The organism is Aliamphritea ceti, assembly GCF_024347215.1.
GTDB classification, from domain to species: Bacteria; Pseudomonadota; Gammaproteobacteria; order Pseudomonadales; family Balneatricaceae; genus Amphritea; species Amphritea ceti.
In genome coordinates this window covers 890,423-912,064 of the sequence record NZ_AP025282.1, presented here as the reverse complement: position 1 = coordinate 912,064, position 21,642 = coordinate 890,423, and the positions used below count along the sequence as shown (strand labels likewise).

At 47.0% G+C, this 21,642-nt stretch carries 22 protein-coding genes; 11 read left to right on the top strand and 11 right to left on the bottom strand.

What is annotated here, in order from left to right; all coding sequences use genetic code 11:
• Positions 1 to 186 precede the first annotated feature (186 nt).
• On the top strand, positions 187 to 507 hold the full coding sequence (locus OCU49_RS04125) for a Rieske (2Fe-2S) protein (RefSeq protein ID WP_261843725.1): 321 nt from the start codon (positions 187 to 189) through the stop codon (positions 505 to 507).
• Positions 508 to 523: 16 nt separating this feature from the next.
• Here OCU49_RS04125 and OCU49_RS04120 read toward each other — a convergent pair whose 3' ends face one another.
• The 4 genes from OCU49_RS04120 to OCU49_RS04105 all read right to left on the bottom strand — a co-directional run bounded on the left by OCU49_RS04120 (position 524) and on the right by OCU49_RS04105 (position 3,382).
• Entirely contained in the window at positions 524 to 958 is a 435-nt protein-coding gene (locus OCU49_RS04120; protein ID WP_261843724.1) for a YeeE/YedE family protein, read from the bottom strand.
• 11 nt (positions 959 to 969) lie between these two features.
• Positions 970 to 1,401, bottom strand: a complete 432-nt coding sequence (locus OCU49_RS04115) for a YeeE/YedE family protein (protein WP_261843723.1) — start codon at positions 1,399 to 1,401, stop codon at positions 970 to 972.
• A 119-nt stretch (positions 1,402 to 1,520) separates the two neighbouring features.
• Positions 1,521 to 2,225 (bottom strand): DNA/RNA nuclease SfsA, encoded by a 705-nt coding sequence (gene sfsA, locus OCU49_RS04110; protein ID WP_261843722.1) that lies wholly within the window; start codon positions 2,223 to 2,225, stop codon positions 1,521 to 1,523.
• Positions 2,222 to 3,382 (bottom strand): pyridoxal phosphate-dependent aminotransferase, encoded by a 1,161-nt coding sequence (locus OCU49_RS04105; protein WP_261843721.1) that lies wholly within the window; start codon positions 3,380 to 3,382, stop codon positions 2,222 to 2,224. The genes sfsA and OCU49_RS04105 overlap by 4 nt, the downstream gene beginning before the upstream one ends.
• Before the next feature lie 357 nt (positions 3,383 to 3,739).
• Here OCU49_RS04105 and dksA point away from each other — a divergent pair, with 357 nt between their 5' ends.
• The 10 genes from dksA (at position 3,740) to OCU49_RS04055 (ending at position 15,650) form a co-directional block, all read left to right on the top strand.
• Positions 3,740 to 4,168, top strand: a complete 429-nt coding sequence (gene dksA, locus OCU49_RS04100) for an RNA polymerase-binding protein DksA (protein ID WP_261843720.1) — start codon at positions 3,740 to 3,742, stop codon at positions 4,166 to 4,168.
• A 38-nt stretch (positions 4,169 to 4,206) separates the two neighbouring features.
• Positions 4,207 to 5,088 carry a tRNA glutamyl-Q(34) synthetase GluQRS gene (gene gluQRS, locus OCU49_RS04095; RefSeq protein ID WP_261843719.1) on the top strand — a complete coding sequence of 294 codons (882 nt, stop codon included), beginning with the start codon at positions 4,207 to 4,209 and terminating at the stop codon, positions 5,086 to 5,088.
• 48 nt (positions 5,089 to 5,136) lie between these two features.
• The gene (locus OCU49_RS04090) at positions 5,137 to 5,313 is read left to right on the top strand and encodes a hypothetical protein (protein ID WP_261843718.1); all 177 of its coding nucleotides are present in this window, start codon (positions 5,137 to 5,139) and stop codon (positions 5,311 to 5,313) included.
• Positions 5,303 to 8,218, top strand: a complete 2,916-nt coding sequence (locus tag OCU49_RS04085; RefSeq protein ID WP_261843717.1) for an ATP-binding protein — start codon at positions 5,303 to 5,305, stop codon at positions 8,216 to 8,218. The genes OCU49_RS04090 and OCU49_RS04085 overlap by 11 nt, the downstream gene beginning before the upstream one ends.
• Positions 8,219 to 8,260: 42 nt before the next feature.
• Positions 8,261 to 9,670: a sigma-54-dependent transcriptional regulator gene (locus OCU49_RS04080; RefSeq protein ID WP_261843716.1), complete on the top strand. Its 1,410-nt coding sequence runs from the start codon at positions 8,261 to 8,263 to the stop codon at positions 9,668 to 9,670.
• 654 nt (positions 9,671 to 10,324) lie between these two features.
• Positions 10,325 to 11,818, top strand: coding sequence for a polynucleotide adenylyltransferase PcnB (gene pcnB, locus OCU49_RS04075; protein ID WP_261843715.1), 1,494 nt, complete (start codon positions 10,325 to 10,327; stop codon positions 11,816 to 11,818).
• Positions 11,811 to 12,311 (top strand): 2-amino-4-hydroxy-6-hydroxymethyldihydropteridine diphosphokinase, encoded by a 501-nt coding sequence (gene folK, locus OCU49_RS04070; RefSeq protein WP_261843714.1) that lies wholly within the window; start codon positions 11,811 to 11,813, stop codon positions 12,309 to 12,311. Before pcnB ends, folK begins: the two co-directional genes overlap by 8 nt.
• A 120-nt stretch (positions 12,312 to 12,431) precedes the next feature.
• Entirely contained in the window at positions 12,432 to 13,226 is a 795-nt protein-coding gene (gene panB / locus OCU49_RS04065; RefSeq protein WP_261843713.1) for a 3-methyl-2-oxobutanoate hydroxymethyltransferase, read from the top strand.
• 54 nt (positions 13,227 to 13,280) lie between these two features.
• Positions 13,281 to 14,129, top strand: coding sequence for a pantoate--beta-alanine ligase (panC, locus tag OCU49_RS04060; protein ID WP_261843712.1), 849 nt, complete (start codon positions 13,281 to 13,283; stop codon positions 14,127 to 14,129).
• 339 nt (positions 14,130 to 14,468) lie between these two features.
• A complete protein-coding gene (locus tag OCU49_RS04055; protein ID WP_261843711.1) occupies positions 14,469 to 15,650 on the top strand; it encodes an acetyl-CoA C-acetyltransferase in 1,182 nt (393 codons plus the stop codon).
• Positions 15,651 to 15,854: 204 nt separating this feature from the next.
• On the opposite strand, the gene rpoS is transcribed toward OCU49_RS04055, so the two are convergent.
• The 7 genes from rpoS to ftsB form a co-directional block, all read right to left on the bottom strand.
• The gene (gene rpoS, locus OCU49_RS04050) at positions 15,855 to 16,820 is read right to left on the bottom strand and encodes an RNA polymerase sigma factor RpoS (RefSeq protein WP_261843710.1); all 966 of its coding nucleotides are present in this window, start codon (positions 16,818 to 16,820) and stop codon (positions 15,855 to 15,857) included.
• Between the two features lie 39 nt (positions 16,821 to 16,859).
• The gene (locus OCU49_RS04045; RefSeq protein ID WP_261843709.1) at positions 16,860 to 17,744 is read right to left on the bottom strand and encodes a peptidoglycan DD-metalloendopeptidase family protein; all 885 of its coding nucleotides are present in this window, start codon (positions 17,742 to 17,744) and stop codon (positions 16,860 to 16,862) included.
• A gap of 18 nt (positions 17,745 to 17,762) precedes the next feature.
• On the bottom strand, positions 17,763 to 18,683 hold the full coding sequence (locus tag OCU49_RS04040) for a polyprenyl-phosphate transporter (RefSeq protein ID WP_336605365.1): 921 nt from the start codon (positions 18,681 to 18,683) through the stop codon (positions 17,763 to 17,765).
• 68 nt (positions 18,684 to 18,751) lie between these two features.
• Positions 18,752 to 19,387 carry a protein-L-isoaspartate(D-aspartate) O-methyltransferase gene (locus OCU49_RS04035; RefSeq protein WP_261845189.1) on the bottom strand — a complete coding sequence of 212 codons (636 nt, stop codon included), beginning with the start codon at positions 19,385 to 19,387 and terminating at the stop codon, positions 18,752 to 18,754.
• A 91-nt stretch (positions 19,388 to 19,478) separates the two neighbouring features.
• A complete protein-coding gene (gene surE / locus OCU49_RS04030) occupies positions 19,479 to 20,231 on the bottom strand; it encodes a 5'/3'-nucleotidase SurE (protein ID WP_261843708.1) in 753 nt (250 codons plus the stop codon).
• Positions 20,231 to 21,271, bottom strand: a complete 1,041-nt coding sequence (truD, locus tag OCU49_RS04025) for a tRNA pseudouridine(13) synthase TruD (protein ID WP_261843707.1) — start codon at positions 21,269 to 21,271, stop codon at positions 20,231 to 20,233. Before truD ends, surE begins: the two co-directional genes overlap by 1 nt.
• A gap of 24 nt (positions 21,272 to 21,295) precedes the next feature.
• Positions 21,296 to 21,637 (bottom strand): cell division protein FtsB, encoded by a 342-nt coding sequence (ftsB, locus tag OCU49_RS04020; protein ID WP_376787889.1) that lies wholly within the window; start codon positions 21,635 to 21,637, stop codon positions 21,296 to 21,298.
• Positions 21,638 to 21,642: the final 5 nt, after the last annotated feature.

The window sequence follows — 21,642 nt, the reverse complement described above, 5'->3', positions numbered from 1 at the left end:
AAAAAGAACTAAAGATCCTGCATCTGAAAAGATTACCTGAAAGACGCAGCAAAAAATAAAACGAGAGTTTATCAGACCCCAATATTGTGTAAATTGTTGCCTGAATATGTTCTGAGCAAACATTACCTTTGTCCAGCCTGTCACTCACGCGATAAGATAGACACAATTTTCGACGGAGAATTCAACATGCGACAGCTGTGCGCCGCCAATGAGATTACAGAAGAGCAAAGTAAAAGCTTTGAAATCGATGGCCGGGGCGTTTTTGCGGTACGAAAAAACAATGCACTCTATGTTTATGAAAACCGCTGTCCACACCGCGGTGTCCCGCTGGAATGGATGCCAGACACATTTCTTGAGCCGCAAAAACAATTTATTCAGTGTGCCACTCACGGTGCATTATTTGTCATAGATTCCGGGTTATGTATTGCCGGCCCCTGTAATGGTGTATCACTGGAGCCGGTAGAGTTTGATATTATCGATGGCCAGCTATGTATCCCGCCACTCTAACGTTACGCTGTTTTTTTTATGGCTTTGCTTGTGGCTTTGGTAGCAATTGAAAAGCCAGCATACCCACCAACATCGAAACAACAAAGATAACAGTATGAGATTGTCCATATACCAGTGCAGCAAGCGCTGGTCCGGGGCAATAACCATAAAGCCCCCAACCTATTCCGAATAATACTGCGCCACTTACTAGCCGCGAATCGATATACGCTGCGTCAGGCCAGTGGAACTGTTGCGCAAACACGGGCTTAGAACGTTTTTGCAATCCGTAAAAACCTGCTACAGAAGTACCTACTGCTGCCGCCAGCACAAATACCAACTGTGGATTCCAGTCTCCGCTAATATCCAGAAAGCCTATAATATTGGCCGGGTCCGTCATTCCGGAGAGCGCCAGCCCGGCACCAAAAAGCGCCCCACAGAACAAAGCTAAGGACGCTTCGGTAAAACACGTCATAGTAAGCACTCTCATAATACGTGCCCCATTACCGAAATAATAAATACCGTCAACATGGCTGCCAGAACAAAGACAACTGTCGCGACCAGTGAACGCTTAGACAACCTGCCAATGCCACAAACTCCGTGACCGCTGGTACAACCTGCACCCAGCCGTGCACCAAAACCAACCAACAGACCGGCGAGTATAATTACCCAGGTGTCTGATTCAGGAACTGCAGGCAATGCCTGTCCCATTAACTGGTGCACTAGCCATGCGCCCAGTAAGAGACCTGCCAAAAAGAAAATACGCCAAATGGCGCCGGGAAGAAGTGAAGGTTGGCTAACAGCCTGCCAGAGAATACCGCTAATACCCGCGATACGTCCCAGCCAGGCCATCATCAACACCGCACATATGCCAATCAGTAAACCACCGGCCAGTGCCGGTATAATCATCGCGGTCATTCATTGCCCCTTTGTAGCGATATCAGTAAGCACTGTTTCACTTAACAGAATACAAAGGCGCAATAATATTAGATAAGGCTAATTTAATAAAGACTAATGCATCTCGCTAACATGCAGAATCAAAGTATGACCGGTAATTGCTGCACCAGCTTTACTTCGTCGGCTGAAATATGCGCACCATAAGCAATCACTTCCACACCGGCATTAACCGCTTCACGCAGTAACTGCCCGTATTCAGGATCAATATGATCTGCTGGCATAACTCTTTCGATCCCAGTATGCGGCACACAAAATAGCAACACTGCCCGATGACCTTCAGCCACCATAGCCATTAACTCCCTTAAGTGCTTGGCTCCCCGGGTGGTCACAGCATCCGGAAATGTACCCAGTCCATCACCTTCATAAAGCGTTACATTCTTTACTTCCACATAGCAGTCAGCCCGGTGTTCATCCTGAAGTAATAAATCAATACGGCTGTTCTCAGCACCATACTTAACTTCTGTACGCAATGTTCCATAGTTCTGCAGCGTTTCAATAACGCCAGATTCAATTGCTTCACGTACCAGATGATTAGCCCGGCCGGTATTAATACACGCCAGATAACGTTCTTCGACTTCAACCAGTTCCCAGCCAAAAACGTACTTACGCTTCAGATTGCCTGAATCCTGAATCCATACCCGGCTGCCCGGATCAGCACAGTTTTTCATCGAACCTGTATTTGGACAATGCACCGTCAATTCACGACCATTATCCAATTCAATATCCGCTAAGAAGCGCTTATAACGTTTAATAAGCCGCCCTTCGAGCATGTTGTCCAGTTTCATGACTGTAACCGCCGTGCAAGTCGCTCCAGCGCTTTTTCGATCTGTTCAACACTGGTTGTATAAGAAAAACGGATAAACTCATTGGCCCGGTGAGTACCAAAATCAACACCTGGTGTTACCGCCACATGCTCTTCTTCCAGCAAATCCCAGCAGAACGAGAAAGTATCATCGGTAAAGCGAGATGCATCGGCATACACATAAAAAGCGCCTTCAGGCATTAGCGGAATAACAAAGCCTAACGCACGCAAACCTTCTACTAAGACATCACGACGTTCTTTAAACGCATGGCGACGTTGCTCAAGAATACTTAAAGTTTCCGGCTTAAATGCAGCTAAGGCGGCATGTTGCGCAATAGTAGGTGGTGAAATAAACAGGTTCTGCGCCAGTTTTTCCATATCGGCTACGGCGTTTTCAGGTACTACTGTCCATCCAAGGCGCCAGCCAGTCATACCGAAATACTTAGAAAAACTATTGAGTACGAAAGCATCTGCATCCACTTCAAGGATCGACGGTGCATTACAGCCGTATGTCAGTCCGTGATATAACTCGTCCACGACCCTATGTCCGCCCAGTGTTTTCACTGTTTGCGAGATCAGCTCCATTTCGTCCCGGTGTACTACGCTGCCAGTTGGGTTGGCAGGTGATGCCAGCAGGATCCCTGCGGTATCTGCTTGCCAGTGCTGCTCTATCAGTTCCGGTGTTAACTGAAAATTATCTTCAGCGGTTACCGGCACCAGTTGCCCCCGCGCTTCGACCAGCCGTAAGAACTGACGGTTACATGGATAGCCGGGATCAGCCATCATAAACTTCTGACCCGGATTCGCTAATAAAGAGAACACCATAAGCAATGCGCCAGAAGCTCCACAGGTAACCAGTACCCGTTCAGGAGAAATATCCAGACCGTAGGTATTTGCGTAATGCTCTGCTATTAAATGACGTAGCTCCGGAATCCCACCAGAAGGGGTGTATTGAGTATGGCCATTCTGAATTGCAGTGATACCGGCCTCTGCTATCGGACCTGCTGTAGCAAAGTCAGGCTCCCCTGCTTCCATGTGCACTACGTCGTGCCCTAGCGCATCCAGCTGCTTAGCGCGCTTAAGCAGTTCCATTACTTTAAAAGACTCAATATCGCGGACTCGGTCCGACCACTGGCTCATCTGAAAAATCTCATCAATAAACAGGCTAAAAGAATGCTGCGCAGTATACCTTAGTGTGATCATAAAACAGGGGGATTATGCTATCTGAAAGCGAACTTTTCGCTTCAGCCTGCAACTGTTAAGGCCTACAAAGTACCCAGTGTGAGAAATCAGCAACGCTTTGATATCAATATGAATCTACAATTATATGTCGTTAAGATGATTTTTCGTCGTAAGGGCTGGCCTAAGCCGAAAGGTTCTGGTAACGTCAGCTCCCTTCTGATTCTTGTGTTTATATTTGCGTAATCACATTATTAAGTGCCGGTAGAAATCAGGATTATTACCGCCGGCGTAGGTAGCGAGAAGCGAGGCAGAGATATGCCCAATCAAGACACACAGTTTACACACTTCGAACCTTACCCAATTGTGGAAGGCGAAGAATATATGAATGAGCCGCAAAAGGATCATTTCAGGAATATCCTTCTTGCCTGGAAGCAGGAACTTATGGAAGAGGTAGATCGTACGGTCAATCATCTGCAAGAAGATGCGACCAACTTCGCCGACCCTAGTGACCGCGCCAGCCAGGAAGAAGAATTTAGCCTGGAATTACGTACCCGTGACCGTGAGCGTAAGCTGATCAATAAGATCGGCAAAGCCATGGATACCATCGATGAAGATGACTACGGTTACTGTAATGCCTGTGGCGTTGAGATTGGCATCCGCCGTTTGGAAGCCCGTCCAACTGCGACACTTTGTATCGACTGCAAAACACTTGCAGAGATCAAAGAAAAACAATTGGGCATCTGATTCCCTCTGTGGCCGGCTTCCGCCGGCCACGAGCGTTTATGACCTATATCGGACGTTTTGCGCCCTCACCCACTGGCCCCCTGCACTTTGGTTCCCTGCTTGCCGCCCTGGCTAGCTATCTTGATGCTCGACATCACCAAGGCAAATGGCTTGTTCGTATTGAAGACCTGGACCCCCCAAGAGAAATAGCCGGCGCCAGCACTGCCATTTTGCATTGCCTGGAAAACTTTGGCTTTACCTGGGACGGCGAAGTTATATATCAAAGTAAGCGGCATAATTTTTACCGGGAAAGTCTGGAGCAGCTGATCACAAATCAGAATGCTTATTATTGCAACTGTTCAAGACAGCAATTGCGCCAGCGCAGTGGCAGCAACCTTTACGATAACTATTGCCGGGAACACTTGCCTGCTGAAACCAACGGCTGTGCAATACGTTGCTTCGTACCTGCAGCAACAAATCCAGTTGATGCCCAATTCAAAGATCGTATTCAGGGACAACAACCAGCCTTTTGCAGCGAAGACTTTGTCCTTTATCGTCGGGATGGTTTTTTTGCCTATCAGCTAGCCGTTGTACTGGACGATGCCGTACAGCAGATAAGTCACATAGTACGCGGCTCTGATCTTCTTGATTCAACCCCCAAACAATTACAGCTGCAACGACGCCTCAATTTACCTATCCCCGCATACGCACACATACCTGTTGCGGGAAATCTACAAGGCCAAAAACTCAGCAAGCAAACATTCGCTCAGGCTTTAGACGATGAGCCAGTGCCTCAATTACTGGCGGCACTTAACTTTCTTGGCCAGCAGCCACCAACTGACCTGGCAGACAGTAATAAAGAAGATATCCTTGCCTGGGCCATCCAACACTGGCAGATTAACCAGGTTCCGGCACAATCTACAATTATCTGGCAACCCTGAACCGCAGCCTGCTTTACCCTAAAACCCGGCAGGCAAAGAGAGACTGATATGCAGTTATACCGATTAATGCTGGTATTCGTCGTTGGCGTGTACTTACTCTCCCCAGCCCTGATGGAATGGTGGCAGGAACATGACACCCCCTGGTACAGACCTTTCATTCTCTGGGCCGTGTTAATCATTATTGCTGTGCTATTGGAAAGGAACTATCGCCGTAATGAGTTTTAACTTTAACGACCTGCTGATTGCCGGTATCACGTTCCTGACATTATTATTTGGCGCTGCTTACATCACCGAACGGGGCTGGATTCCACGCCGTATTATTCGCCACCCTCTTACGTATGTTCTGTCACTGGGCATCTATGCAAGCGCCTGGACGTTTTATGGAACATTCGGGCTTGCTCAGCAATCCGGCTATAGCTTTCTGGCTTCTTATCTTGGCGCCAGTGCGGCCTTCTTTCTCGCACCACTTATTCTCATTCCGATACTGCGAATAACCCGCAAGAATCAGCTAAGTTCATTAGCTGATTTATTTGCTTTCAGGTTTCGCTCTGCCGGAGCAGGCACACTGACTGCACTGATGACGGTGATTGCGACCCTACCGCTAATTTCAATTCAAATTCAGGCTGTCGCGGACTCCCTGCATATTCTCAGCAGTAACTTTTCTTCAAACAGAATTGCACTGGGCTTTTGCAGCATCATCGCACTGTTCTCTATTCTCTTCGGTGCCCGTTACCCTTCATTGAAACACCGCCATGCGGGCCTGGTAGTTGCGATGGCTACCAGCTCATTGTTCAAGTTAATTGCCCTGGGCGGCATTGGTCTCTATGCGTTCTTTGACATTCTTGGCGGACCAACCGGCCTCAATGAATGGTTTGAGTTACAACCTGTGGTGTTAGAAACCTTCTACACACCACTGGACAGCGATACTTGGCGCACCATGCTTCTGAGCTTTTTTGCAGCAGCCATTGTGATGCCACATATGTTCCATATGATTTTCACGGAAAACACATCTTCAGAAAGCCTTTATAAAGCCAGCTGGGGCGTGCCTTTGTATTTGTTACTACTGGCACTCGCAATCCCCCCTATTCTTTGGGCTGGCATGAAACTGCAGTTAGCCAACGATCCAGAATTTTTGATTCTGCATTTGGGTATTGGCATTCAGTCTGAATTCCTCACCATGCTGGCATTTATTGGCGGCCTGGCGGCTGCCAGCGGAATCATTATTGTCGCGACAGTATCTATGGCTTCAATGCTACAAAACCATCTGATTCTGCCGTTATTACCCGCGCCAAAAACCCAACGTTTTTATTCCTGGTTACTCTGGTTACGCCGCAGTCTGATCATTACTCTGATGCTTGGCAGCTACTTTTTTTACATCAACATAGGTAAACAACACGACCTGCACTTACTGGGTACTATTGCCTTCATTGCTTTTTTACAATTTCTGCCCGGTGTTATCGCAACACTTTTCTGGGCATCAGCAAACCGTATTGGCTTCATTGGCGGTGTGATTGCAGGCATGAGTATCTGGCTGGTGACTATGTTGGCACCACTGTTTAACGGCTTCGACAGCAGCAGTTTCTTGCTCTCTTATCCAGAGATACGTGAGTGGCATCAGGCAGCTATGTATTCGTTGGTCGCCAATATTTTTGTTTTTGTCTTACTCTCGGTATTGCTGGATAACTCACCGGAAGAGTTCCAGGCTGCCAGCGCTTGTCTGGTTTCAGCGCCGCAGCAGCTATCAGCGCCTCAACTAACCATTAAAGACAGTGATCAGTACATCAATCTGCTTACCCCACGATTAGGACGATCCGCTGCTTATCGGGAAGTAAATGCTGCCTTGCATGAACTCGACCTGGCCAATAACAGACTTTCACCCGTTAACTTGTTGCGCTTACATGTGCAGATTGAAAATAACCTCAGTGGTCTGCTTGGTCCTATTGAAGCTGCCTCTTTACTCCGACCCGCCAGCAGCCAGGTTTCCGACACCTTTAAAACCCGCGACGTAAACTTGCTGGAAAACCAGCTGGAAACCTACCACGCCAAGCTAACCGGCCTGGCTGCTGAATTGGACAACCTTCGTCGCCACCACCGCAGCACCCTTCAAAAGCTGCCTATTGGAGCCTGTTCTCTTGACGACCAGGGGAAAATTATTCTCTGGAATGCAGAGATGGAGCTACTGACTGAACTGCCGCACTCTCAGGTATTAGGTAAAACTCTGGATGAACTGCCAAATCCCTGGGCAGACTTGTTGCACAACTTCGCCCTTGAAGAAGGCGCTCACCTGTTATCCCAGCGTTTAATATTCGATAACCACGAACACTGGTTTAGTCTGCACAAAGCCAGCCTCGCGCATGACACTGACTCAGCAGTTATTCTGGTCGAAGACGAAACAGAACATCAAACGTTAGTTAATAAGCTATCTCACAGTGAACGCCTTGCATCAATCGGCCGCTTCGCTGCAGGTGTTGCCCATGAAGTAGGTAACCCGGTAACAGGTATTGCCTGCCTAGCGCAGAACTTAAAACTGGAAACTGACAGTGAACCAGTACTTGAAACCGGACAGCAAATATTGACTCAAACCAAGCGTATTACCCGCATAGTGCAGTCTCTGGTCCGCTTTGCACATACCGGACAAGGAGAAGAACAGGAAGCACACTCATCGTTAAATCTGCATGAACTGATAGGTGAAGCCATCCATTTGGTTTCACTGGATACCCGCAGTAAACAAATCAGCTTCATGAATGAAACACCGACAGACATGCTAATCAGTGGTGATCCACAGAGATTACTTCAAGTGTTTGTTAATCTACTGAACAATGCCAGCGATGCCTCTGGTGAGCAGGATGAGATTTGTATTGATGCAGCTTATGAAGAAGGTTCTATCGTTATCCGTGTGACGGATCAGGGCAGTGGTATCTCAGCAGAACACCAGGCAAAAATATTCGAACCGTTTTTTACCACCAAAGATCCGGATAAAGGTACAGGTCTTGGACTATCTTTGGTCTATAACATCATCATTGAGCATTATGGTAGTATTAATATCGTTAGCCCCGCCAACAACAAACAGAATAAAGGCACACAGGTGGTTATCACCTTACCTATTCCTGCCACGGAAAGCAGTGCGTAATTCCATGCAGGAACTCAAGACACAGGCAAAAAGGTAAACCAGATGAGCCGTATTCTGATAGTTGAAGATGAGAGCATTATCCGCTCTGCATTACGACGACTGCTCGAAAAAAATGACTATGATGTCGCCGATGCGGCATCAGTCGATCAGGCAACCAGCGAAAACAACCTGGAATCATTCGACCTGATCATCAGTGACCTGCGATTACCAGGCGCACCCGGAACTGATCTGATCACACTCGCAAACCAGGTTCCGGTATTAATCATGACCAGCTATGCAAGCTTACGCTCTGCTGTAGACGCCATGAAACTTGGTGCCGTTGATTACATCGCTAAACCATTCGACCACGAAGAGATGCTAGCCTCCGTTGCAAATATTCTGCAACGAACAGCTAAGCCATCAAACTCTGAAAGCAAAGACTCTGAACCCCAACCTTCACAAAACACTATAACCGGTAACAGCGCTCCCATGCTGGAACTATTCAAACGGTTAAGTAAAGTAGCAAAAACCAACGCAACTGTTTTGATACAAGGTGAATCAGGAACGGGTAAAGAACTCACTGCACGGGAAATCCATCAGCAAAGCCCCCGCGCAAATGCACCGATGATTTCGGTAAACTGTGCATCTATACCTGACACATTAATTGAGTCTGAGCTGTTCGGTCACGAAAAAGGTGCCTTCACTGGTGCTGACACCAGCCGTAGCGGTTTAATTGAAGCAGCCAATGGCGGCACATTGTTTCTTGATGAAATAGGTGAACTGCCTTTGGAAGCTCAGGCGCGTTTATTACGTTTTCTTCAGGAAGGCGAAATACGTCGAGTAGGTGCGGTCAACTCCAAGCAAGTTGACGTTCGCCTTGTTGCTGCAACCCACAGAAATCTGAAAGCAATGGCCAAGCAGGGCCTGTTTCGTGAAGACCTGTACTACCGTCTTTATGTAATGGAGTTACATATGCCACCACTGAAAGATCGTGGTCAGGATATTCTCGATATTGCTCAGCAATTTCTACGCAACAGCGGCAGTAAAAATAACAAGTCCAATTTAAAATTCTCTCACCACGCTAGCCAGACCATGCTGCACTACCGTTGGCCAGGCAATGTACGTGAATTACAAAACGCTGTAGAACGCGCAGTCATTCTGGCTGATGGCGACTTCATAGACACTGACTTACTTGGCCTCGACCTAGAAGTCGACTCACTGGCATCGCTGGAAACTAATTTTGTAGCAACCCACAAAAACAGCATGCCAACGGCAATTAACTCAGCTGCTAATGATAGTAACCGCCAAGATCAGCAGAACCTGTCACTTGATGATTATTTTCAGCGCTTTGTGCTCGATAACCAAGAAGGTATGAGTGAAACAGCATTAGCAAAAAAATTAGGCATTAGCCGTAAATGCCTGTGGGAACGTCGTCAGAAACTTGGCATTCCACGTAAACCTAAAAAAGCCTGATCGATTTAAATTGCCGGTAACACATGTGTTACTGGCAATGGTTACAAAAGTGTTACCTTTCACCCCACCATAAAGTCACAAAACGTGTAGAGAGGTAACACTTTTTCAAGTCTAAATGTTACAAAATGGTAACAAACAAGTGTTCGAAAAACACAAAAACTTTTAAAAACATATAGTTACAAAAAGTGGCACGCCACCTGCAATAATTAGATCAACAAGAAAAAGAATACTTAACACACATAATCATAATAAAAATAAAACCCAGATTGTGAGTGACCTAAGTAAACCGCCTCGAATAAAAATAATAATGAGGCTTAAAGCTGATCGCTGAAATTGACGCCTTTTTACAACGGTCCCGAAATCAGTGCTTAGAAATAAAAACAACAAGCTAACACTAGCGTTGTTGTCTAACTAAGCGGTCAGCTTTACCCATCTCCTTCATTCTGAAGACCTTTATTACTTAAAAAATTTCAATTGTTGTATGCATTTCCGTTGCTTTTCTATACGCGGCCATCTGCGTGTTACAGCGCAAAACCCCACGTATTTTACCTGAACAATAAATATCCTAATTCGCTAGCAGTCAGAAGCGCGCTTACACATAAATTCATGATAAGATGCGCGTTTTAATCAGGCCTGCATAAGTAACACTTCAGCATGGAAATAAGCGTACTCGTTATACTTGTCATTAGCATCGCAGCAATTTTCTTCTTTCTGCGCAATGCCTCCGGTAAACGTCGGCACAATGATCAGCCTGCTGTGGCCTCTCAACCTGCCTCGACGACTGACGCCGTGAACGACCAATACACTCCTGCTCACTCATCCGAAAAAGAGCAACTTGTTATTCATCAGGATGAACATAATATTCCACGTCGGCACTTAAACGACGCGGCAATGAAAGTTGTCTATCATCTTCAGGATGAAGGTTATGAAGGCTATCTTGTAGGTGGTTGCATTCGCGATCTCCTCTTGAATAAACGCCCAAAAGACTTTGACGTGGCAACTAACGCACACCCGGAAAAAGCTCACGAACTGTTCCGTCGCTCGCGCCTGATCGGCCGTCGCTTTAAGCTTCTGCATGTTCGCTTCGGCCGTGATTTAATTGAAGTCGCTACTTTTCGCGCCAGCCATGACAGCAAACAGGAAAATATTGATGGCGAACATGGCCGTCAAAATGACAGTGGCATGATCGTTCGGGATAATGTCTACGGCACAATTGAAGACGATGCTCTGCGCCGGGACTTTACTGTAAACGCTCTGTACTATTGCCCACGGGATCACAGTATCTATGACTTTGCCGGCGGTTATTCTGATCTGAAAAACAAAGTTCTGCGCATGATAGGCGAGCCAGATGCCCGTTACCGTGAAGACCCGGTAAGAATGCTTCGCGCTGCCCGTTTTGCTGCAAAACTTGATTTTGACATTGAACCAGCAAGCGCTGAACCAATCAAACGTCTGGCACCGCTATTAAAAGACATTGCCCCTGCCCGAATGTTTGACGAAGCGCTGAAAATATTCCAGTCCGGCCATGGCGTCGCTTCATTTGAACAAACCCGTCATTACGGCCTGTTCGAACAGCTATTCCAGCAAACCGCAGCCAGCCTGAAGAACCCACAGGACATGCCGGTTGAAACTCTAGTGCTAAATGCATTGAGCAATACCGACAGACGCCTACAGCAAAACAAAAGCGTTACACCAGCTTTTTTGTTCGCAGCACTTCTCTGGTATCCGATGACTCAGCGTATGCAACGCCTTCAGGACGAAGATGGCATGCACCCCTTACCTGCCTTGCATGAAGCAGCAAACCAGGTAATTGCTGCACAAGTTCGTCAAACTGCGATTCCACGGCGTTTCTCTACACCTATAAGAGAAATCTGGGAATTACAATTACGCCTTTCCCGTCGCCAGGGTAAACGCGCAGACCGCCTGATGGAGCATCCGCGCTTCCGGGCAGCTTACGATTTACTGGTACTGCGTGAAAACAGTGGTGAAAAACTCGATGGTCTGGGTGAATGGTGGACACGTTATCAGGATAGCAATCCGGGTAACCGTATCGAAATGAATCGTGAAGCAAATACTGACGAGGCTCCAAAGCGCCGTCGCCGTCGCCGTCGCCCTTCTAAGCCAAAGCAGCAGCCTCAAAATGACTGATACGAACAACTGGCAACTTTGCTACATCGGACTCGGCAGTAATCTTGAAGACCCTCGTAGCCAGGTCAGCAATGCACTGGAAGAATTAGCAGCACTGCCTAACTGTCGCGCACACGCCAGCTCACACCTTTATCGCAGTGATCCTGTTGGTCCTCCGGGTCAACCAGATTACATCAATGCTGTTGCCTGCTTTGAAACCACCTTAGAACCTCTGGCACTTCTGGATGCTTTGCAGGCTATCGAGCAGGCTCATCAACGGGTAAGAATCCAGCACTGGGGCCCCCGCACGCTGGATTTAGACTTGCTTCTATATGGCGAGCAGACTATTCAGAATGAGCGCCTGACCGTACCTCATGCCTTTATGACAGAACGCAGTTTTGTACTTTACCCTCTGGCAGAACTGGCACCTCATATCGCCCTGCCGGACGGCACTCGGATAGCAGAACTTCTGAAAAGCTGTCCAATAGGTACTCTTGAGGCCATCGATCAGTAAGCTTACGGCTTATACTTATTTGCTAGGTTTTTATTCCGCAGTTGCAACATAAGGAATAGTTAATCCCCTGTCGCATAGGTATAATCCCCGCCTGAGAGTCATAGAAATCAGGTTAGACTTATGAGCAAGGTTACCCTACACACACTATTTACCCGAAAGCAGGCCGGTGAGAAGTTCGCGGTTCTGACTGCGTACGATGCCTGTTTTGCCAAGCAAATCAGCGATGCGGGTGTTGAAGTGTTACTGGTAGGTGATTCCTTAGGAATGGTCCTCCAGGGCAATGACAGCACTCTGCCCGTTAGCGTTGAAGAAATCGCCTATCATACCTCTGCCGTTCGCGCAGGAAGCCAGAACGCAATGATCATGGCGGATATGCCATTCATGAGTTATGGCACTCCAGCCCAGGCAATGGAAAGCGCAGCCGCATTAATGCAGGCAGGTGCACACATCGTCAAGCTTGAGGGCGCTGCCTGGCTCGACGAAACCATAGAGCTGCTGGTACAGCGAGGCGTCCCCGTATGCGCCCATCTTGGCTTAACACCACAAACGGTTAACGTCCTCGGTGGTTATAAGGTGCAAGGACGTAATGACGACGCTGCACAACTAATCCTTGATGACGCCCGTCGCCTGGAGCAGGCTGGTGCCAGCCTTTTGTTACTGGAATGCGTGCCAAGCGAACTGGCCCGAGCTGTTACCCAAGCTGTGAGTATCCCTGTCATTGGCATAGGCGCAGGTGCTGATACTGATGGACAGGTACTGGTTATGCACGACATGCTAGGTATCACTCCGGGTAAGAAAGCCCGTTTCGTGAAAAATTTTATGCAGGAAGCTGACAGTATTTCCAATGCCTTTAAGGCATATGCCGATGCTGTCAAAGAAGGCAACTTTCCTGGGCCGGAACACGGCTTCGAATAACGGCTACCACGCCAGAGCCGGGAACTATCCGGCTCATAATTCGGATTTCAGATTATGCAAACTATACACAGCATTGCAGAACTGCAAACAGTTCTGGGAAATGAGCGTGCTGCAAAAAAGCGCATCGCTTTCGTTCCAACCATGGGTAACCTTCATGAAGGTCATATCCAACTAATTCATCAGGCGAACCGTAATGCTGATATTACCGTCGCCAGCATCTTCGTTAACCCTCTCCAGTTCGGTGTAAATGAAGATCTTGATACCTACCCCCGCACTTTGCAGGACGATCAGGAAAAACTGATTAATGCGGATTGCGACTATTTATTTGCGCCTCAGCTAGAAGACATGTATCCAAATGGCCAGGTTATCCAGACTCTGGTTGAAGTTCCGGGTATTTCGCAATTACACTGCGGTGTTACCCGTCCAATCTTCTTTCGTGGCATAGCAACTGTTGTCTGCAAACTATTTGGTATTGTGCGTCCTGACGTTGCAATCTTTGGTGAAAAAGATTTCCAGCAACTGATGGTTATTCGCCGAATGACAGAAGACCTGTTTTTACCCGTGGAAATTCAGGGTGCCCCTATTGCGCGGGCTGAAAACGGTCTGGCTCTCAGCTCACGAAACAGCTATCTAAATGAAGCTGAAATGCAAATTGCACCTTTGCTGAACCGTACTATTCGCGAAGCCATCGGGAAGCTTGAAGCAGGTCAGCGCGACTATTCAGAAGTACAGGCGAATGCCCAGCAACAGCTTGAAGCTGCAGGCTTTAAACCAGATTACTTCAATATTTGCCGCCGCTATGATTTACAGCCAGCTCAGCCGGATGATAAAGAATTAGTATTGGTAGCTGCCGCTTATCTTGGCAAAGCAAGACTGATCGATAATTATGTTATTGACCTGTAGATATTATCTTAGCGGGAGGTACGCTCCCGCTTTACTTTTTACATCATCACTTTCATGCACCTTCAATAACGCGCTCCTCTTCCTCTATGCTTATCGCACTGGCAGATTCGCTCCTGAGTACTATCTACTAAACCTTTGATTATCCGTAAATTGCAAAACACCCTTCGGAATACTGCGTTGCAGATCAATTCCGCCTATGTTTTACTGCAGTGCACAAAATAAAATAGTGCTGCCGGATAATCTCTGAGATAACACTGTTTTCTCTGCTCTCAATGCAATAAAACAGTCATCAGAATCCCTTATCCTAAAGCCGAGTTTTGATAAGCAAGAGGGAATATTATGCGTGACGTAGTAGTTGTAGCTGCAAGCCGTACGGCAATTGGTAGTTTTAACGGAGCCCTTGCCTCGGTTGCAGCCAGCGACCTTGGAGCAACTGTAATCAAAAGCCTGTTAGAAAAATCAGGCATTGATGGCAGCCAGGTAGAAGAAGTCATCATGGGCCAGGTACTGGCCGCAGGCTGTGGACAAAACCCCGCTCGCCAGGCTGGTGTAAACGCAGGTTTACCCGTTGAAGTTTCTGCACTGACAATCAACAAAGTATGTGGTTCAGGCCTTAAAGCCATTCAGCTGGCAACCCAGGCAATACGCTGCGGCGATGCCGACGTAATCATTGCGGGTGGCCAGGAAAACATGAGCTCATCTGCTCACGTTTTGCCAAACTCCCGAAACGGCGCCCGCATGGGTGACTGGAAAATGGTCGACACTATGATCAAGGACGGCCTGTGGGATGCGTTTAACGACTATCACATGGGTATCACTACTGAAAATATCGTTGAAAAATACGGCTTCACCCGTGAAGAGCAGGATGCATTCGCAGCCTTTTCTCAGAACAAAGCAGAAGCTGCCCAGGCTGCAGGCAAGTTCGCAGACGAAATCGTACCTGTCGTGATCCCACAGCGCCGTGGCGATGACATTGTATTTGACACCGATGAGCAACCACGTGCAGGTGTAACTGCTGAAGCTTTAGGTAAGTTACGTCCGGCCTTCAAAAAAGATGGGTCAGTAACCGCAGGTAACTCTTCAACTATTAACGACGGTGCCGCCGCTGTTATGCTTTGCTCCGCTGAAAAAGCGACAGAGCTTGGCCTACCTGTACTCGCACGTATCAAATCTTATGCAAGCGCTGGTGTCGACCCATCTATTATGGGTACCGGTCCGATTTGTGCGACTCAGAAAGCACTTGAAAAAGCCGGTTGGAATATCAGTGATCTGGAACTGGTTGAGGCCAATGAAGCCTTCGCAGCTCAGGCTATGTCGGTAAATAAAGATCTGGGATGGAACACTGAGATTGTCAATGTAAACGGTGGCGCTATCGCACTGGGCCACCCGATTGGCGCTTCAGGCTGTCGAGTATTTGTTAGCCTGCTACATGAAATGCAACGTCGTGACGCCAAAAAAGGCCTGGCTACATTATGCATTGGCGGCGGAATGGGCACGGCACTAGCTGTTGAGCGAGACTAAGTATCACGCCACACTACTGCTAAGTAATTAGCACAAAAAAAACGGGACTTAAGCTCAAAACTTAAGTCCCGTTTTTTACGCGCTTTTTAAGTCGCGTCCTTTAAATCACGTCTTTTAGTCACGCTTAAGTTACACCAACCACCAGGGAACTAAAGCACATTTAAGCTAGCGATTCTTAAACATGCTTCAGGCGTTGATGAACAATTAACGTAACAAATCTTCTCCGCTGAGCCCATTACGTTCAACAATTTCACGTAACTTACGTAAAGCTTCAACCTGAATTTGCCTTACTCTTTCACGGGTCAAACCTATTTCACGGCCAACTTCTTCAAGCGTACTCATTTCAAAGCCACGTAAGCCGAATCGTCTGGATAATACTTCAGAATGCTTCTCCGGCAGCATATCCAGCCATTGATTAAGATTACCGCTGATATTGGAATTCTGTAACAGGGTTTCCGGATCAGAACTTTCTTCATCCGGAATTGTTTCCAGCAGCATTTTGTCGGAATCTTTGCCTACCGGTGTATCAACCGAAGTCACACGCTCGTTAAGGCCAAACATTCGTTCAACATTCTCTACCGGCTTATCAACAGCTTTGGCAATTTCTTCTACTGAAGGCTCATGATCAAGCTTCTGAGCCAATTCACGGGCAGCCCGTAAATACACGTTCAGTTCTTTAACCACATGAATAGGAAGGCGTATTGTTCGGGTCTGATTCATAATCGCCCGTTCAATCGTCTGACGTATCCACCAGGTAGCATAGGTTGAAAACCTGAAGCCACGCTCGGGATCAAACTTTTCCACTGCTCTGATCAGCCCGAGGTTACCCTCTTCAATAAGATCCAGAAGTGTCAGGCCCCGATTTATATAACGTCGGGCGATTTTAACAACCAGCCTTAGGTTGCTTTCGATCATTCGCTTACGCGATGCTTCATCGCCTTTAAGAGACCGCCGAGAGTAATACACTTCTTCTTCAGCAGACAACAACGGCGAAAAACCAATCTCATTAAGATAGAGTTGTGTTGCATCCAGGGTTTTGGCGTTTAATAAATCATTATGCGCCATACTGCCTTTACCACGACCACTATTCATGAATTTAGGCTTAGCGCTCTCTTCACGATCAGGGGTTACTGTGGCTGTATCTTGCTCGCTATTTTCAATATTTTCCATCGACCCACCTCAAATAGTTCCATTAACTGTGTGTCCAGGCTATCTTCTTTTGGGCAAGTACTTCTTTGGATCGACCGGACTCCCATTCCGGCGTATCTCAAAATGCAGCATGTTACGGGTGGCACCGCTACTGCCAATCTCGGCGATCTTATCACCGATATTTACAACATCATTCTCCCTTACAAGAATTTTGCTATTGTGCCCGTAAGCGCTCAAATAGGTCTGATTATGGTTAATTATCACCAAGTTACCGTAACCCAAGAGCCCACTACCGACATATACAACTTTGCCGGATTCAGCCGCAAAAACAGACTCTCCCCGCTCACCCAAAAAGTTGATACCTTTATTAACCTTACCACTGCTGCTATAGCCCTGTACAATCCTGCCTTTGGTTGGCCAGCGCCATTGCAGCTTCCGGTTTGCCGCTAAAGCTACGCTCTTGCCCGCCGTAGCAGGCTTTTTCACAGGCTTTTTAACTTTAGTCTCATTTTGGGTATTTTTTACTTTAGATGCTGTTTTTTGCGTTGCACGTGGCTGTGTTTTAACAGGTTTAGCAGTTTTTTGAGGTTTTGTAGTAGTCCGGTCTGCTAAAGGTGCCGCGTCAGAACCACGGGCAACCGAAGACGTTTTCAGAGAAAGTTTTTGACCGGGATAAATAGCATAAGAGCCATCAATATTATTCGCGCGGGCCAGTTGGCGGTAATCAAGCCCGTATTTGAATGCGATACCATATAAGGTATCACCTCGGCGCACTGTGTAACCACTGGCATTAGTGCTTCGCAGTGCACTGGTGTTTGCTCTACGCTTGTCAGCTGCGGATAAATCACTGATAGGCGCATAAGCGCTATTGCTGGAACAACCAGTCATTACCAACAACGACAGAAGCATCATTGCAAATAATTGTTGGTTGAACATTCCAGCCATACACAAGACTCCCAAGCGTTACCTTTGTGAAGATAAACCGCGCTCCATCAACAGCACAATAGCCCCACCCAATACCATCAGCGCAAGGCTCGCATATAAATACGACGGCTCTCCTGTCAGCGCCTGGTAACTCAAAGGTAATACATTATCCTGTGCAAGTGGTACTTGCTCGCCATGACGATTAATGGCGTATGCTGTTGTATATTTCCATGGCCAGATTTTATTCAGCGAACCAAGCATAAAGCCAGCCAGCACCGCCAGCGTTGCCATTTTATAGTGCACAAACATCCAGCTCAGAACCCGGGAAAAACCACTGATACCAACAACGCAACCAGCAAGAAACAACCCTAGCAGCTGGACATCAAATGCTTTAACCGCGCTTAAAATTGGCGTGTACATGCCAATAACTAACAGGATGAAACTGCCTGAAACACCTGGCAAAATCATCGCACATATGGCCACCATACCAGATAGAAATACCGCCAGCGAAGTAGGCTCTATTTCAGTAGGGGTAATGGATGTCACTAAATACGCAAACATAGCGCCGACAACAAAGATCAATGTCAGCCACATATTCCAGGTGTCAATTTGGCTCATAATCAACCAGCAAGACGCGAGAATTAATCCGAAGAAAAAAGCCCACAGCATCACTGGGTAGGTATCAAGCAAATACAATACACTGCCAGCAACTGTAGCAATACTCGTCACAATTCCGAGTATCAATACCAACAAAAAACTGCCGTTTATGTGTTTCCAGAAATCTTTAAAACTTCCTGACAGAAATAACCGGGCAGCATCCATATCAACGGATTTAATACTGTTAATCAGCTCCTCATAGATGCCGGTAATAAACGCAATAGTGCCACCAGAAACACCTGGCACAGCATCTGCAGCTCCCATGAGCATACCTTTTAAGAACAACTTAATCCGTGCTGACACTATTTCCTTCCTGCCACTGCAAATCTTTTAGCTAACTATTTGAACTTAATATCTTAATTCAACATACTTTAACGCACTGTACCACTTAAGAGCGGTACAAACTTAACTGCTTCAAGTACTTCTGTCGTAAAATCTGTCTCAGACTCACGAATAACCAACTTTAATTCCTGCTGGCGACCACCAACCGGAATTACCAAACGGCCACCAATTGCCAATTGCTGAAGCAATTCTGCTGGAACCTGTTCAGGTGCAGCAGTAACTAAAATACCATCAAACGGCCCTCTTTCAGCCCATCCCATGCCGCCATCAGTATGCCGTAAGTTCACATTACGTAAAGACAGTAACTGTAAACGCTTACGGGCTTTTTCCTGCAATGGACGAATACGCTCCACGCTATACACCTGATCAACCAGCTGAGCCAACACAGTTGTCTGATACCCAGATCCTGTACCAACCTCTAAAACTTTTTTCAAAGCCCCTTCAGCTAACAGTAACTCAGTCATTTTAGCGACTATATAAGGCTGAGAAATTGTTTGGTTAAAACCTATTGGCAAAGCTGTATCTTCGTAAGCTCTGTGTGACAGAGCTTCATCAATAAAAATATGTCGGGGAGTACTTGCCATCACATCCAGCACCTGCGGATCAATAATGCCCTGATCCTGCAACCGCTGCACTAAACGGCTGCGGGTGCGTTGCGAGGTCATACCGATTCCCTGCAACTGTAATTTATTCAAAACAACTCCTTAGACACTCTGTTCTTTACCATCAAATAAACAGCAAACCACATACTAATAATCAGTCACTCAGATTTTCCAGCCAATGGCTTAAGTTATCCATTCCTGAATACTGAGTCATATCAACATTCAGCGGAGTAATGGCTACATAGCCCTCCTGAACCGCATAAAAATCCGTACCAGGGCCACAGTCTGCTGCTGCACCGGCACCTGCAATCCAATAGCGCTTCGTACCTCTCGGATCAACAGATTCTACAGGAGTATCAGCGAGTACCCGATGCCCCAACCTTACCAGTTGCATGCCCTTAATATCTTCTAACGGCCTATCTGGCACATTGATATTTAAAACTGTACGGGGCGCCAGATTCAAGCTATGAATATCAGCCAGTAGCTGCTGAATAATAATGGCTGCAGCCTGATAATTATCTGGATGACTTCCCAGCATAGAAACAGCAATCGGGGGAAGATTCAGATAACGACCCTCAATAGCAGCAGCTACAGTACCTGAATAGATAACATCGTCGCCTAGATTCGCGCCAGCGTTTATACCTGAAATAACAATATCAGGCTTCTCGCAAAGCACACCTGAAATTCCCAGATGAACACAATCCGTTGGCGTACCATTAAGACTGTAAAAACCATTGTGATGCTGATGGGCCTCTAAAGGCCGGTCAAGTGTCAGTGCATTACTGGCACCACTACGGTTTCTGTCAGGAGCAACAACGTCAATACTAAAACTTTCTGCCAGAGTTGTTGCTAACATCTCCAAACCCGGGGCATACACACCATCATCATTAGACAGTAAAATTCGCATCAAAACTCTCCACGCTGCGCGTTTTCTACCTGACAAATTTCCCGTAACACACTGGTTGCAAACGAACCAACGCTCAGATCAAAGCTTAGTAATAACTGATCGTCTGCTTCCTTAGTCACTTCGAGCTGCTGCGGCAATAAACGTAACGCACGCCGCTCCTGATTAAGCCCCAAATTCTCCAGGCCGGACTGCAACTCCTGATAAGCATCCAACTGTGCAATTTCCCACTCAAATGCCTGATCGGTACAGATAGAACGCCCACGCCCCCACATTGGAGCTGTCAGATGAACTTCCAGATTTTCTAAACGTTCTGTAATCGTTGCATCTTGGGCATCAAACACAAAACAACTCTGGCTCCCCTGATGCATAAGAACATCACCCGTCATCGGTGTGATTGCATTTGCATAACGAGCAGAAACCACCTGATTAAACAGGAAAGAGCGCACTGCCGAGATATACATCCCTTTCTTATGCTTCTGTCGCTCTTTATACTCGCCTTTGATCAAGGCAGCACCTTTAACGAGATTGCCACCGTGATGACCGAAACGCTGCTCGCCAAAGTAATTTGGAACCCCCTGACGTACCAGTTCACAACGCTGAATAACAGCATCAGCATCAGTAACATTACGCAAGCGAATGGCAAAGCGATTACCCGTCAAGCTGCCCAGACGCAGTTTACGACCATGCTTTGTTGCCTTTAGAACCTGAATGGAGTCACCTCCAAACAAAGACCAGGTAAGTGGTGACCGGCCTGGCATATGTACACTAAACCATTGTTCTGTTATTGCGTGTCGGTCTTTCTTACCTGCATAACCAACTTCACGCGGGCTTACCTGACAAAAATTCGCCAACTGCCGGGCAACCCAATCAGTATTCTCACCCGTTTTACGAATATACAAATAAACATGATCACCTGCGCCATCTGGCTCAAATGCCAGGTTTTCAGTTACCTGGAAATCCTCAGGATGCTGACGAATCACCGCCGTCGCTTGCGGCTCACCGTAGGCATAATTCAGTTCTGTTGGAAACGCTGTGGTCATTGATATATCCAGGGAATAAAACTATCAGGGAGCATCATCAGGCAATGATGTCTTGCCGGGGATTAACTGAAAAAAAGTCTCATCTTCACGCACCATACCTAAGTCATTACGGGCACGCTCTTCCAACGCAGCAAGACCTTTTTTAAGATCTTTTACTTCAGCCTGAAGACGATGATTACGCTCGACTAATTGATCATTTTCAGTTTGCTGATTCTGAATTTCATATTGCAGCGCCCAAACTTCACGCAAATTCGCCTCACCAAACCAAAGGCGATACTGCAGGCCGGTGACGGCAATAATTAAAATCCAAACAAGCCAGCGAAACATAAAATATCGACGCCGATCCTCAGTTAAAAAAGGAGGCATTCCGC